This is a genomic window from Pedobacter sp., from assembly GCF_045628745.1.
Taxonomy (GTDB): Bacteria; Bacteroidota; Bacteroidia; order Sphingobacteriales; family Sphingobacteriaceae; genus Pedobacter.
Genome location: NZ_JAZQPU010000262.1, coordinates 1 through 15,060 on the forward strand (window position 1 = coordinate 1; position 15,060 = coordinate 15,060).

The following is a 15,060-nucleotide window of genomic DNA, read 5'->3' on the forward strand; positions in this document are numbered from 1 at the left end:
ATGCTGTAACTTTTTAAAGCATTTTGAGGAACGATGGGCCTGCTTTTAAGGTCATCACCATCATCCAAAACCTGCCAGGTAAATTTTCTGCTCAGCGAATCACGACTACCATCAGGAATCTCCTGCAGGTTATTGTAATAATTGGCCGCAATTTTTGCATGTCCCCATTTCTTATACACCCCAGCGCTGGCAGATAAATTGTATTCGCGAAAAGCCGTACCATACACATAGCCATCAACGTTATTGCGGTAATTGTGAGCTATTTTGCCACTTCCACGCACAGCATAACGCCATCCGTTTTGATGAAGCGCCAGGCCTAATGAATTGCCGAACATGCCATTGTTATGTTGGTATTCGGTGGTGAAATCGCCTTTCAAAATGCCTTCGGGTAATATGGACTGATCAGGAATCAGGTTGATCACACCCGCCACCGCATCAGAACCATAGGTTAAACTTGCAGGCCCCTTCACCACCTCTACCCTGGAAATTCCATAAGGGTCAATTTCAATTCCATGCTCATCACCCCATTGCTGCCCCTCCTGGCGCAATCCGTCGTATAAAGTCAACACCCTATTGTAACCTAAACCACGGATAAAAGGCTTGGAAATATTAGGCCCTGTGGTTACCGCGCTTAAGCCGGGAATGCCCTTTACAATGGCATCAATAAGGTTTGTGCTTTGCTGCTGGTCCATTGCTTTTTTGCTAAGGACGGCAATAGGCACCGGACTTTTGCGCAACACGGTGCTGCGGCTCATGCCGGTCACCACCACCTCATCCAGGTTTGACTGCTGTTTGAAAAGCGCAACAGGCAGCTCAATTACCTGATTTTCTTTTACATTAACCAACTTTTCTACTTTTTCATAATCCACACCAGAAAAGACGATTGTATAGTTTTTTGAGGGGATGGCAGTAAACTCATAAAAACCATGTGCATTGGTTTGAGTGGCAAAAGCGCTGCCCAATAAACGCACAGAAATAGCTGACACGGCCTGTCCGCTTTCCGTTACCCTTCCACGGATAGTACCGGTCTGTGCCTTCACAAGGCTGAGTGAGTAAATGAATATTAAGAAAGTTAACAAATATTTCATAGGTAAAGGGTTTAAGTTTCAATGCTGGAACAGTGCTTATCAAGCTTCTGAAAAGTTTGAAGTAAGCATTTAGGATTACTTGTTTTGTAGGGTAAAAGGCCCTTTTAGTGCTACCATACTTCAATAATTAGAACTAACTAATTTTATGTTCAACGAAACAAAACTACAAATGTTAGACTAGTCTAACAAATTAATTATGAACTTTATTATTTTATCTTTACCTGATGTTATCCATTACCGAAGAGAATTATATAAAGGCTTTGCTGAAAATTGGAAGTCAGTGCGAGGGAAAGGCAGAGGCCGGAATTAACGATTTAGCTGCTCATTTGGGCGTTAAACCTGCAACGGCGACGGATATGTTTAAGAAGCTTAAAGAAAAAAAATTAGTAGATTACAAGAAATATGGTAAGATTTCTTTAACGGAGGAAGGTCGCAACAGCGCCCTGAACATTGTGAGAAAACACCGTTTGTGGGAAACGTTTTTATTTCAGAAATTAGGCTTCTCCTGGGATGAAGTGCATGAGGCAGCCGAACAATTGGAGCATATTAAATCGCCAAAATTGATTAGCAAGTTAGAAGAATACCTGGGTTTTCCGGAGTTTGACCCTCATGGCGACCCCATTCCGAAAGCTAACGGCGACATGATCCCCCTGGTTAACTTGGTTTTGTCTGATTTAAAACCCGGCGATACCTGCATGGTGGTTGCTGTTAAAGACACTTCCATCTTGTTTTTAAAATACCTTGAGAAATTGGGCGTTAATATAGGCACCCAAATTACAATTGAAGAGATGGTAGATTTTGATGGCTCCATGCTGCTGAGCATTGGTGGTCAGGAATCCCGTAATGTATCTATGAAGTTTGCCGACAGCTTGTTTGTCCGCAAATAAATTTAGAAAATTAAGATGGCAACAGAAATAAAATGTCCTAACTGTGCCCATACCTTCCCTATGGAAGAGGTGATGGCGGAAGAATATAAAAAAGACCTGCGTGAGAAAATGGTTTCCTTTACTAAACAAAAGGAAGAGGAATTTAAGGTGAAGCAGCAGGAAATAGCATTGCAGCAAAAGCAATTAGAGGCTGCAATGGAACAGAAGCAAAAGGATTTTCTGCAGCAGCAAAAAAACCTGGAGGCTTCATTTGAGCAACAGCAAAAAGTACAGGCACAACTTTTTGAGCGACAGCTGGCTGAAGAGAAAAAACAGATTCAGCAAAGCATGGAAGAAAGTTTGCGTAAATCTATTGCCAGCGATTTCGAGAACAAACTTCAACTTTTAGACAGCACCAATAAGGAACAGGAAGAAAGGTTAAAACTTGCCCGGGCCAAGGAGCTGGAGTTTCTTTTAAAAGAAAAGGAAATTATCAAAAAGGAAGAAGAACTGGAACTGAAAACTCAAAGGATGCTGCAGGAACAACGTGCAGAGCTGGTAGAACAAATCAGGAAGCAGGAAAACGAAAAGAATAACCTGAAAGAAACCGAACACCAGCTGCGGGTTAAAGAACTTGAAAAACAACTGGAAGACCAAAAGAAACTTGCTGAAGAAATGAAACGCAAGGCAGAACAGGGCTCTATGCAGTTGCAAGGTGAAGTTCAGGAATTGATTCTGGAAGAATTGCTGCGCAATGCATTTCCATTTGACCTGGTAACAGAAGTGGGTAAAGGTGTGCGTGGTGCCGATTGTGTACACCACATCCGTAACCAATTTGGACAGGAATGCGGAAAGATCATTTATGAAAGCAAGAGAACCAAGGATTTCTCGATGGACTGGATTGAGAAATTAAAAAAGGACATGCGCAGCATGGGTGTCGACGTAGCTGTTATTGTAACCCAGTGTTACCCTAAAGGTATGGACTGTTTCGGTGAGAAAGACGGCGTTTGGATTTGCTCTTTTGACGAAGTAAAGGCTGTTTCTTATATCCTCAGGGATGGTATTGTGAAGCTTTTCAGTGCAGCGAAAACACAGGAAAACCGTGGCGATAAAATGCACATGCTCTACGATTACCTCACCAGCACAGAGTTTTCTGAGCAATGGAAGGCCATCAGGGAAGGCTTCATGAGCATGAAACTTTCCATTCAGAAAGAACGTGACGCCATGGAAAGACTGTGGAAATCCAGAGAGAAACAGCTTGAAAAAGTGATGTTAAATGCAGCACATATTCGCGGCTCTATTGAAGGCATCTCGGGCACAGAAAATATCAGGTTTAGCTTAACTGATGATGACGAGGAGCCGCTTTTACTGGAATGACCAGGCTACAAAGCGACTAACTTTCTGCCCTTGAGCCATCTCTACGGTCTTCACTTTTAAGGCACCCGATCTTCTTAAGAAATGGTTTACAGCTTCCAGGTTTGCACTTTTTGAAACCAGGGTTGTGAACCATTTCACCTGATCGGCAAGGGCTATACTTTCCTGAATCATGGTTTCTATCAAACCCACTTCGCCACCTTTACACCAGAGCTCCACTTGTTGTCCGCCGAAGTTAAGCACCTTTTTCTGCTTGCCCAGGTTACGCAGCTTACGCTGTGAACCCTCTGCCGCCTCTTCTGCCGAAGAATGGAAGGGAGGATTACACATGGTGATGTCGAAAGTCTCACCGGGCTTCACCACACCTAAAAATACCCTTTGCGGATCATTTTGTAAACGGATGCTCACCGCATCTTTCAGGTTGGCATTGGCCGTTACTATATTTTTTGCCGCTTCAACAGCTCTTTTATCAATATCAGTACCTACAAAAGTCCAACCATACTCCTGGTGACCAATGATAGGGTAAACACAGTTGGCACCAACGCCAATATCCAACACTTTAATGGCCTTCCCTGTAGGAACCTTACCTTCATTATCCTCCGCCAAAAGATCGGCAAGGTAATGGATGTAATCTGCACGACCCGGTATTGGTGGGCACAAGTAGTTTTCTGGGATATCCCAATGCTCCACGGCATAGTACTCCAGCAGCAAGGCTTTATTGAGCATTTTAACCGCAGCAGGGTCAGAAAAATCGATAGACTCATCACCATAAGGATTGGCAATGACAAAGTTCCTCAACGCAGGCAGGGTTTTAACCAACAGGGCGAAATCATAGCGGGAACGGTGTTTATTCCTGGGATGTAAAAGTTTCTTCTGTTCTTTTGCGGAGGTATCCATGGATTGTGTGTTTGGTGTTACTATCTTTACATGACAAAAGTAGGTGTAATAAATGTTTTTTAAGGTACGAAAAAAAGGATATGTCTAGATTTATAAAAAGTTTAGGCTTTGCCTTGATAGGTTCATTTAAATTAATCACACTGCGCTCATTCATATTTTTTTCTGTCTTAAATCATGTTGCATAAAACCCGGGGAATTGTTTTAAAGACCACCTTATACAGCGAAAGCAGTGTAATTGTGCAGGTATTTACTGAAAAATTCGGCATACAGTCTTACCTGTTCAATGGGGTTAAAAAGCCGAAGGCGAAAATAAAGATGAACATGCTGCAGCACCTGCAGCTGCTTGATATGGTGGTTTACCATAAAATTAACACAGGCATACAGCGTGTTTCGGAGGTGAGGCCCTCCCCTGTGTTCAGAAGTATTCCTTATGATATTGTGAAGAGCTCCATCGTGATGTTTTTAAACGAGGTGCTTTATAAAAGCATCCGCCAGCAGCATACGGATGAAAACCTGTTTAGTTTTATTTTTAATGCCATCGCCTGGTTTGATGCTATCGAAAAGGCTGACGCCAACTTCCACCTGGCCTTTCTGCTTAAACTTTCGCGCTTTTTAGGCTTTGCACCCAACATGGATAGTAAAAATGACCTCAACTTTTTTGATTTACAGGAGGGAGAATTCAAATCCAGACAGCCTGTGCACCCCCATTACGTGGTTAAAGAAGATGCGGCTTTGTTCATTTTACTTTATTCTACGCCTTTTGAAAAAATAAATGAAATAAAAATTAGTAACAGCACCCGCAGGACCATCCTTGATAAGATATTGATTTTCTACACCTTACATACAGCTTCTTTTGGAGAAATTCATTCTCATCAAATTTTAGAAGATATATTGTCATAATTTATTACAAAAGTTTTTGGATTTATGAGTTAGAGATGTATATTTGCACTCCCTCAAACAGGGAAATAGATGTCAACTATTAGTTTAAATGACAAGAACCTTGGGGAGATTAGCTCAGCTGGTTCAGAGCACCTGCCTTACAAGCAGGGGGTCACTGGTTCGAACCCAGTATCTCCCACCAACAATTACCAGGATTGGCAATTGCTTAAAAACACTCAATAGTTTGCCAGCTATTGTTTCTTTACAAACGGCAAGAACCTTAGGGAGATTAGCTCAGCTGGTTCAGAGCACCTGCCTTACAAGCAGGGGGTCACTGGTTCGAACCCAGTATCTCCCACAAAAAACACAATTTCTGTAAAAAGAAGTTGTGTTTTTTTTTGCCTATCCCACTCTATCATAGAAAAGAATGGATCAATGACAAAACTTGTGGAGCTAGCTTGTTTTTAAGCATAAATTTCGGTTAATCTAAATAGGAAAAATTGAATATTTCTAACCCCTCTGACTGGCTTCGGAATGCTTTTATTTTAGCATTGAAAGATTCTGCAGATGCATTTGTGGACCTGTTGTCAAAGTAGTTTAAAATGTTTTGGCAATGATGCTGAATCGACCTGGAGATTGTATTAAAGGCTTTGAATCCAGATTGCATTACCTTTTCATGCTATTTGGCCAGCTTTGCCAAACCGTAAAGTTTATCTGTAGTTTTTACAAAAATATTGCTCAGTCCCATGGTCATCGGCCGCTTACAGGTAATTATCGAGTTTGCGCAGGTAACGGTATTCGTTCCAACAAAAGCCTGAGCATTAGTTACGACAAACTATGGGCTGCCTGTTCCGATATGAATGACTATCTGGAGAGGACGCTGCGCGCGGAAGCCGGGCAATCCGTAGCCAAATATTACAGCAATGGAGCGGGAAATTTGATCTGGATACCATTTTAGAAATCCTGGGTGGCCAGGATATTTCGGTAAAGCCAAAGCGGTTGTGGGATATCCATGGAAAATTATAAAGCGAAGGACAGCCCAACTGGACAATCCAATGAGTTTGAAGAACATCCTGAAACCATATATACCCATCTTATTTCTATTGTTGTTAGAAATGAATATATTAAACCAATTCAAACATATTTGAATCAATTCAGACACTAATCTGAAATGGAGTACACGAAAATTTAAGATAATCATTCGCGATAAATGTGTTAATAAATTTCTTCTCGAATGCGAAATGCTGTTACGGACTCTCTATCAATTAAAAACTCCAAAAAGCGTAAAAAGTATTCTTTAAGTTCCCGCCGCGATAATACGTAAGGCAAATGATCGTCGTACAGTTGTTTTACAAATCGCTCTAAATCCTCGTGACTCTGATATAATAGCCCGTTGTTAAATTTTAACGATCCAGTTAATAACCAATCAAGGCAATCCGGTTGAAAAGTAGAGCCTATACTACTTAAAAATCTAAAAACCTTACTTCCAATATTTCCATCGTCAAAATACCCAGAGGTTATCAGGGATTTGTATACATTTCTAACAATATCTTCATTGGGCACCTTATATCTGACATTAAGTGGTGCGGGCATCTCACCGAAAAATAAGGCGAAGGCTATGCCATTATAAGCGTTAGTTTCCAAAAAGTACTTCATCAACCTACTTATTCTTTGCCAAAACCAAATTGGATACTTTTTATCATGACCGGAAAGGGTCATATTGTTAATGTTTTTGAAAGCGTATTCTGAATCTGTAGATAATTTCTCAAGAACAAATTCGAGCATCGGTTTTGCAAAATCACTCTCACTGGATAAAAAATCACCTACGTAAATACCAAAGTTCTTTTTTTCATGGGTGAAGGTTGTTCCATGCCTTTTTACCACTATAAAGTGTTCATACATTTTTTTGATCACCTGGAAATGGCTTTCGGACAAATTTGGAAACGGAATCATTAGCAACCCCTGCTGTAACCTGTCGTAGTGCCCTCTAGATTCATGCTCGTTTTCGGGTTCAAATGAAAGCTCTCCAGTAGTTAATTCATTTACAAGTTTACTAAAGTTAGCTTCCTGCATCGGATCTTCGTTGCGAAAAAGCATGGAAAGTTGTTGATGGCTGTCAGCCTTATCATATAAGTTGATGGAAATTTTAGCTAATTCTGTGCAAAATGCTGAATTATATTGCCATCCATTTTTTTGAATTCCAATTACAAAATCGCCAATATAATGCTTATCAATAAACAAGAGAAGTTCAATTAATTGGTTTCGTATAGATGATATATTTTCAATATCATCAAACTGCGGATGCAATACGAATGGAAATATTTGAAGTAACGGACGTTCCATTAAATCACGAACACTCCAATGTCCATTACGAAATCCAGCGCAAATTTCATTTAGTTTTTTGACCAACTGTTTTGTAGCAAAATTAAATTCCTCAGAATTTAAATCTAAAAGGTGATCTCGTATACCTAAAGCGGCCACTAATGCTTGCGGTTGCATTATACGATTAAGCATCCCTGATGACTTCAATTGGCAATTGGCATAATGATTACGCCATTCCTCTAAAGTTGTAACCTTTTCTTCCTTAAATGCATTCGTAGCCCATATGTAGGACGCTGATAATTTTCGCTCATTTTCATCATTAGCATTTGATGCCGCAATTTTTTGCAATTTTTTAGGTAAAGGCTTAGGGTTAAGTAATAACGCCGTTTCTGTTTCGACAATTTCCCGTTCACGCTTATCCATTCGATGGAAGCGAAATTGCCAATCAGAATTTTTAGTGCCAGGCAATTTCTTTAAATCATCAATGATCGAATCAAGTTCACCTATACCATAAACTTGTAGTACTAAAACCATCTGTTCAAAGTCTCCTTGACGAAATTGTAAAGCATTGCTTCTCATTCTTTCATTAGCAAAATGAGGGTTGTTCGGTGTAACACCCATGCTTAATTGGAACATATCTTCCGTTTTCCTATTGAAATCAAGTTCGTAAAACTCCTTTACCTTTAAAAAGCTGAGAACCTCTTTGCCAAGGGCAAATGGATATTTCATTAGAACACTAGCTATAACCGCCGTTGTAGAGACACTTTTTGACTGCGTAATTAAGCGTATTGCATAATCTTTTATACCTGTTCCCTGGTCAAGGCTGGACAATAGAAAGTCTTCTAAAGCCATATGAAACGATTGCATTATCTCCGGCATATTTCCCAAACCTCTATAAAGCGACCATAACTGCGAATTATAAATCTGTGTTACCGTATCACCATTTTCCAATTTGAATGTAATCTGACCAACATGGCCTTCTTTTGATTCGGATTTATTATAAACCAATACCCCATTATTAATAAATCCAATTAAAAATTCAATGGTTTTTGTTGGATGAAATTTTAAAAGATAATGTGTTGGATAACTGTAGGCGCTTGGCCCTGAATGAGTATTCCGATGGTCTATCAATCCCCATTCACTATACACATCCCGAAATCTATTTTCATAGGAATCAATTTTTTCTTCTTTATCATTCAACCACAATGCATTGAATATCCTTATTACTTGGTCGGGGAAGTAACGATATATTTGAATACAACTTGTTGTATCGTTAATAATAACTTCTGCTAAATCTTCAAAAAAATCATCGCTTGAATGATCTTCCGCTGCGTTCACGGTGGAATCAATTAAAAAACGCAGTTCATCTTGAACCAAATTGGTCAGTCGAAATAGAACTTTATATAACCCTTTTAGAACCGCAAAATCTTTCGTTTCCTTTTCAATATCTGCAATATGCCTTAAAGTTGCCTTAGCAATGATCAAAGCTTCGCCTGGAAGATCGCCATCAACTGGATAACTAAGGCTGGCTTTATCTATTAAGCGATAAATAGATAACGCCAAAGGGTCATACAAGTCATGACGCTCTATATAGGTAAGGATAGAAAGCCAACCTGGCCCATTTGTCTTTATAGTTTGGTTATTTGAATCTGGGGCTGTTTTTATTGTGAAGTTGATATGTAGCAATAAGATTAGTCTTTTCAGCATTGGATAACCATCAGTTAGCAGATGATCATTGAAATGTTCTAATAATACGCCACAATTTCTAGTATATAAAAACGCCAAAAATATTTCATCCCTTGTGTATTTGTTTATTTCATGTGATGATAAAATTAGCTTGATGAATTTGATATAGGCTTCATTAATAATTTCAAACCTACTTATGATCCACCATCTTAATCCGCGGCGCAACACGGGATAGGGTTCAACGGATTTCATGAATGAAATTATATCCTGACTAAACGATAAGTATAGCTCATCGAAATAATTGTCAACTATAATATCTTCAAAAACATCATGCGCAGGGGCATATTGACCTGGGGAAGTTCCTTCGACCAGCAAGTTATCAGCAAGCAATGCTGCTACAATTTCTTCTTTATTTTCACCACGTAATTCGGAAAACTGTTTTTTACTTTTTGCACGATCAAGAACAAGTTGAGAGAAAACAGCCAATCTTTTAGCGGAAATGCCGGGCAAGCTGTCACCCTTTCTTTGGATACCGCGCTCCAATAAGTGCTTTTTGAAAGTTGCGAGATCTACTGAACCACCATCAGTGCCGGAAATTACACGTATTGCAATATTTAAATAAAAAGGTTTTTTGATTATGCTACCCAATTTAGGATTATCGATCAAACTTGATAACGAGGGGAATTGCTTTTTAACCTGCAGTAATTCTGAATCCTGAAGGTCTGGAATATCGAGTTCCTGATATCGAAGCCTATCTAGTCTGAATTTGAAAGTTAAATCACTCAAAGCGAAAGTCCTGCATGAACTAATAATCTTCACTTTGTTATATTTCGAAACGATACCAATCAATTCAAGAAAGGCACCTTTTTTATCACTTTCATAAAGCTTTTCAAGGCTGTCAATATAAATAACCAAACGGGGGAGAATCAACCATTGATTGATAAGCGTTTCAAAGTCCAGCGGAACTTGGATATCCGCCATTGTTTCTGCTAATGTATCCCTATCCAGGCTATCTGCTTTAAAGAAAATAAAACCCGTCAGGTCAGAATAAAAATATTTTGCTAAATCTTTGAAAAGTGCCGATTTTCCAGTTCCAGGTTCCCCAACTAATACTGTTAATTGATTTTCTTCTACTAATTCGATCAACTGATCTACAATTCCGGTTCTCTCAACATGGAAGCCATTTATGTCTGAGAAAATGGTGTGTTCCAAACTAATTGAACTCTTTTTTAGCAAGCTGGCCAAATTATTTGAAATAGAACCAGAACCTGTTAAGTTGAATAGTTTTTTGATCTCAGGATCAATACTACAAGTGGTGATTTTTGCAGCATTTGCATTGCAAAGTGATACATAGTTTAATAGTTGATTGACGGCATCAACCCCAGTAATACCTTCATTAAGATAATTTTTTAACGACCAGATTAAAATATCTTTGTCCCTGGAACCTATTGTCAAATAGTCATAACCCTGAATATAGATATGCTTTATAAAAGCATATACCTCTTTCTCTTTTACAACTTTAATGGAAGCTTTGGAAACAGCTTCTTTAAAGTAATTGAATCTGATTGCTTTACTTTTATTAAATGCAATTTTTCCTTTAAAATCTTCCAGATCTGAACTGAATCTAAGCCAGTCCAACATAACCAAGGTATCGTTAATATCTGTTTTTGAAAGTTGATCGGTAGTAAATATAAATTTATCTCTTCCTTTAACAAATAGGTCTTTATCAAGATAATCCTCCCATGTGAGCTTTATTAAATCATTAAAAACCTTATTGTTATTTATCTCCAGTCCTTTTTTTGATTGTAAAAAATGGCTTCCAGTGTCATTGCTTAGTCGGATTATTAAATCGTCAGTTTGCGCTTTTCTTCGTGCTTGAAATTCAAGTGAAATTATTTGCACAGTGCCTTTGAAGGGAACAGGGGTTCCTAATAACAGGGATGCTAAATAGCCAGTCTGTACCCAATGTTCAAGGTGAAAGCCTATGCCGCTATTTGATGTCGGGTTATGTATAATTTCATCATCCATAAAGAATGTCTTGCAAAAGAGTTTGTAGAAGTCCCTTGAAATGAATTAGTATCTGCATTCAGCAGAAAGACATTCTTGTTGAATATTAACCCAAATACTAAAATTTATCGCCGGTGAAAATTAATAGTGAAGGTATAAAATTATTATGATAGGATTAAGGAAATGGAATAGTTAAACTATAAGAAACTTATTTTATCTTGAGATATATGCTATTACACACATTTGACCCAAAAAAAGTTTTTTAATTAGTCTTTGTAAGTAAATCATGAATCTTGCTCACTTCAAATCAGTCAATAAAATGTATTGCCTGAAATCTTAATAAAATGATCAAGCATCTCTTAGGCTGAACTAGAAATGCTGTTTAAAAAACTCCTTCATGGTGGCTAGTTCAGCTAAATCATTCAAAAACGAGTGTGAATTCAGTACGGGTTGGAGTACGCTTAACCACTTCTAACTAAGTTGAGAGGCAGTTTTTTATTTTAGCACTCATTTAACCTCAACCACTAGAACGCTTTCGAAAAAATCTCTAACCTCTCAGATAAGGGGAAATAAAAAAGAGTGGCTACAATTTTCTAATATAATATCCGGCAGTAATCTCAGTGAGGACGCGTGGCTCTCTAGCATTAAAGGTCAAGTATTTTCACAATGCAGAACTAAAAATATATCCCTGCTCCACAAGTTTTGCATTGATCCAAAAGAATTTTAACTTTATCAGGATCATGTCTTAAACTTGTAGACCTAGATCATTATTAAGCATAAAGTTCAATATGAAAAAACCCCTGATTATATTATTAGTAATATTATTACTTAGTTCTTTTACAGAAAAAGAGGTGACTTGGGTAGCTATTGGTGATTCCATCACTTACCTGAACGACCATACTAACGAAACTGGAAACCGGGTTACAAAAGGCTATTTAACTCGTGTTAGCGAAAAATTGCCAAATGTGCGCTACATTAACCAAGGGCATAATGGCTGGAAATCTAAAGATATTGCTGAGCAAATTGATAAACTGGGCCTCGTTAAAGCCGATGTATATTCAGTTTTTTTAGGAACAAACGACTGGTGGGCCGGAAGACCTGTTGGAACAATTAATGATTATAAAAATGCTACAGGTAATACAACCCTGTTCGGTTCCTTTAGCATCATCATCGCTAAAATCCGCCAGTTGAACCCTCTTGCAAAGATAGTTCTGATAACGCCTATGCAACGAAACGATTTCGTTTACATCAATAATGCTAATAATAATGCGCATGGCTCCTATAAAAAGAAAGATGGACAGTCGCTCGACGATTTTGCAAATGCAATCTTAGCGATAGGTAGACAAGAAAATATACCTGTTATTGACCTTTACCACAACCCTAAGCTTAAAATGGCAAACATGGTTAAGTTCAAATATTTAAAAGATCCAGAAACAGGAAAGTATGTAAAATATACTTATCCATTATCAGCAGAAATACCTTTTAACGCAGATACAGACGACTACCCTTATCCACCTGCAGCTATCAACCTAACTTACGATGGCCTGCATCCATCTGATGAAGGAAATAAAATAATTGCCAAAAGCATTGTCAAAGTTTTTAAACAGCTACACTTTCGTTAAAATGGATATCCCCAGCACACATTTTACGATTCAATATTGCATGGTCGTTCATTCACTCTAAGAAGAAACTTAAGAACTATAAAGACTTCAGTAAGTTTTGTATTTTTACTTTTAAATCAGGCAGATCATTTTTTGCTATTCCCCAGACAAGCTGCAGATTTAAGCCGAAATATTCATGTATAGATGAATTTCTAAAACTTTCGATAGATCTCCAGGGAATTTCTGGATTAAGGGATTTCAATTCCTCAGTAAGCGCATTACTTGCTTCACCTACAATTTTAATCTGTTTTATTGTTGCAAAATGTTTTTCTGAATTGGCAAGAAACTGCTCAACGGTTACATTGGATAGATAACCTTCAATTTCATTAATTGAATCTAGAATATGTTGTAACCTAACTTTATCACCTAATTTACCTTTCATAAATTAGGACTTTATCTTTATCTACAAAAGGTTTCACATACTTAGATAAACCTTCCTCACTCACCAAGTCCACTTTCATCATCAGAATTTTCTCAAGTTCATCTTTATAAGAATAGAACTTCATTCCAATGGGTTTGGTATGATCCAACTCAACAAGGATATCTATATCACTATTTTCATCAGCATCATTTCTAGCATAAGAACCAAAAACATATGCTTTTTTGACTGGGCGACCAGAAAAAAACTTCTTAATAGAATTGATATGCTCTTTGGATAAAATCATTATACTCAAATATAAATAAATCAAACATGAAATCTGTTAGATGTAGTTATTACCCCATCTATAATCCAAACAATTAAATTCTATAATTTCTATCCTCGAATACATACTCATCATGGAGGCCGGCTTCGCGACAATTTCCAAGATCAGAGGTAGTTTTCCCCAATAGTTATCCACAAGATGTTGATAACCTAAAAACACCTGTGCAGAACCACCCCTTATTCTTCATTATGCAAAGATTCCATACAATTCGGCTAAGCGAAACCAACAGGCAACAAGAGTGAGTTCTCAAAAGGCCACAGATAGTTTTCCCCAAAAGTTATCCACAGCATGTTGATAAGCTAAAATTACCTGTGTAAAACATTTAAAAGAAACATTGTTCTCCTTCAAATTAATTGTTAGTTTCACAACCAATATGAGAAAATATGTCTTTCTGCTTTTAGTGTTTTTGTCAAGCTATGCTTACGCACAACTCAATGATGAGCGTGTATTATATATCATAGACAACGTTCCAATATTGGAAACACCAGATGAGGAAGGCAGCGAAATAGCTAATGAAGACATAGAGTTGCTACAGGTGATTACTGATATAGAAAAAATTAAAGCTTTAGGCTATGACAGTACTTTTCAAAAAGTAATCATCATAACCACTAAAGCTTTTGCTAAACGCCCTGCAGCAGTAAAACTTATTCCGTCAACAAAAAACATGACTAGAAAAAACGGACAATGGTTTTTGAAAGATGCCGACAAACCTTACACAGGTCAGTTTATTGATTATTTTATGAATGGAAATATCCAGGGTGAGGGAATGTTAAAAGATGGGTTGGTTAATGGCGTTAGAACAGTTTATTATCCAAATGGCAATAAAAGATATTTTTACACTTATCTCAATGGGGTTCAAAATGGTGATTCAGAAGAATATTTTAAAACCGGAATTTTGAAGCAAAAAGGAAGTTTTAAGGAGAATAAAGAAACAGGCTTGTGGCAGGTATTTTATTCTACAGGGAAGTTAAAAAGGCAATCTAACTTTGTTCAAAACAAGCAGGACCTTCCCAGAGAAGAATTGAAGTTTTATGCACTCTTACAAAAAGGGAAGGATTTAATGAAAGCGAATGAAAACCCAAGTGCTGTTAAGCGATTTGATGAAGCCAATAAAATTATTGCAGGCTATGCTGATCTTTTGTTTTGTAGGGGTACGGCAAAACTGAATACTTTTGATTTCGACAATGCCATCATTGATTTCGACAACGCGATTGAGATTGAGCCGCTTTATATGGAGGCCATCAGCAATCGCGCTTTTGCCAGAATTAGAAAATACGAATTCAAAGACCAGCGCTTGTTAAGCAAAAATAAGGAAGTTACCATCTTAGCGGTAAAGGATAAAGTAGTTATCCCAAAAGAAGACCTTGATAAAATATGTGCTGATTTAAATCTAGGCTATCAATTGGGAGATCGTGTTCCGATGTTACTTGACGCCATCAAACAATACTGCCCTAATTAAAGCAATTTCCTGCTCACCTTTGCCGGATTACCTACCGCTAAAGAATCATCAGGAATATCTTTGGTTACCACAGCCCCGGCGCCAATGACACAACGGTTGCCAATGGTTACCCCAGGA

The 15,060-nt window shown here is 38.0% G+C and carries 11 protein-coding genes, 2 tRNA genes and 1 pseudogene; 7 read left to right on the top strand and 7 right to left on the bottom strand.

The window, feature by feature from the left end; translation table 11 throughout:
* A partial coding sequence (locus ACR2F7_RS09900; RefSeq protein ID WP_432713409.1) for a TonB-dependent receptor plug domain-containing protein occupies window positions 1-1,088 on the bottom strand: 1,088 nt, incomplete at its 3' end.
* A gap of 224 nt (window positions 1,089-1,312) precedes the next feature.
* Between ACR2F7_RS09900 and ACR2F7_RS09905 the strand changes: the two genes are divergently transcribed.
* Together ACR2F7_RS09905 and ACR2F7_RS09910 are read left to right on the top strand one after the other, a co-directional pair.
* On the top strand, window positions 1,313-1,975 hold the full coding sequence (locus tag ACR2F7_RS09905; protein ID WP_432713410.1) for a metal-dependent transcriptional regulator: 663 nt from the start codon (window positions 1,313-1,315) through the stop codon (window positions 1,973-1,975).
* Window positions 1,976-1,990: 15 nt separating this feature from the next.
* On the top strand, window positions 1,991-3,331 hold the full coding sequence (locus ACR2F7_RS09910; protein WP_432713411.1) for a DUF2130 domain-containing protein: 1,341 nt from the start codon (window positions 1,991-1,993) through the stop codon (window positions 3,329-3,331).
* Here the strand turns inward: ACR2F7_RS09910 and rlmF are convergent.
* The gene (gene rlmF / locus ACR2F7_RS09915; RefSeq protein ID WP_432713412.1) at window positions 3,320-4,225 is read right to left on the bottom strand and encodes a 23S rRNA (adenine(1618)-N(6))-methyltransferase RlmF; all 906 of its coding nucleotides are present in this window, start codon (window positions 4,223-4,225) and stop codon (window positions 3,320-3,322) included. The genes ACR2F7_RS09910 and rlmF overlap by 12 nt on opposite strands.
* A gap of 174 nt (window positions 4,226-4,399) precedes the next feature.
* Here rlmF and recO point away from each other — a divergent pair, with 174 nt between their 5' ends.
* The 3 genes from recO (at window position 4,400) to ACR2F7_RS09930 (ending at window position 5,462) form a co-directional block, all read left to right on the top strand.
* Complete coding sequence (recO, locus tag ACR2F7_RS09920; RefSeq protein WP_432713413.1) at window positions 4,400-5,125, top strand: DNA repair protein RecO; 726 nt, start codon at window positions 4,400-4,402, stop codon at window positions 5,123-5,125.
* A 103-nt stretch (window positions 5,126-5,228) separates the two neighbouring features.
* Window positions 5,229-5,306: transfer RNA gene (locus ACR2F7_RS09925), tRNA-Val, on the top strand.
* 81 nt (window positions 5,307-5,387) lie between these two features.
* Window positions 5,388-5,462: transfer RNA gene (locus ACR2F7_RS09930), tRNA-Val, on the top strand.
* Window positions 5,463-5,585: 123 nt separating this feature from the next.
* Here the strand turns inward: ACR2F7_RS09930 and ACR2F7_RS09935 are convergent.
* Both ACR2F7_RS09935 and ACR2F7_RS09940 read right to left on the bottom strand, forming a co-directional pair.
* A complete protein-coding gene (locus tag ACR2F7_RS09935; RefSeq protein ID WP_432713414.1) occupies window positions 5,586-5,771 on the bottom strand; it encodes a transposase in 186 nt (61 codons plus the stop codon).
* Between the two features lie 548 nt (window positions 5,772-6,319).
* The gene (locus ACR2F7_RS09940; protein WP_432713415.1) at window positions 6,320-11,140 is read right to left on the bottom strand and encodes a hypothetical protein; all 4,821 of its coding nucleotides are present in this window, start codon (window positions 11,138-11,140) and stop codon (window positions 6,320-6,322) included.
* 767 nt (window positions 11,141-11,907) lie between these two features.
* Here ACR2F7_RS09940 and ACR2F7_RS09945 point away from each other — a divergent pair.
* Window positions 11,908-12,741 (top strand): SGNH/GDSL hydrolase family protein, encoded by an 834-nt coding sequence (locus ACR2F7_RS09945; RefSeq protein ID WP_432713416.1) that lies wholly within the window; start codon window positions 11,908-11,910, stop codon window positions 12,739-12,741.
* 76 nt (window positions 12,742-12,817) lie between these two features.
* Here ACR2F7_RS09945 and ACR2F7_RS09950 read toward each other — a convergent pair whose 3' ends face one another.
* Window positions 12,818-13,162, bottom strand: a complete 345-nt coding sequence (locus tag ACR2F7_RS09950) for a HepT-like ribonuclease domain-containing protein (RefSeq protein WP_432713417.1) — start codon at window positions 13,160-13,162, stop codon at window positions 12,818-12,820.
* Entirely contained in the window at window positions 13,152-13,445 is a 294-nt protein-coding gene (locus ACR2F7_RS09955; protein WP_432713418.1) for a nucleotidyltransferase family protein, read from the bottom strand. The genes ACR2F7_RS09950 and ACR2F7_RS09955 overlap by 11 nt, the downstream gene beginning before the upstream one ends.
* 412 nt (window positions 13,446-13,857) lie before the next feature.
* On the opposite strand from ACR2F7_RS09955, the gene ACR2F7_RS09960 reads away from it, so the two are divergent.
* Window positions 13,858-14,943 carry a hypothetical protein gene (locus tag ACR2F7_RS09960; protein ID WP_432713419.1) on the top strand — a complete coding sequence of 362 codons (1,086 nt, stop codon included), beginning with the start codon at window positions 13,858-13,860 and terminating at the stop codon, window positions 14,941-14,943.
* Here ACR2F7_RS09960 and ACR2F7_RS09965 read toward each other — a convergent pair.
* Window positions 14,940-15,060, bottom strand: a pseudogene (locus ACR2F7_RS09965) (sugar O-acetyltransferase); the annotation flags it as partial. The gene ACR2F7_RS09960 and the pseudogene ACR2F7_RS09965 overlap by 4 nt on opposite strands.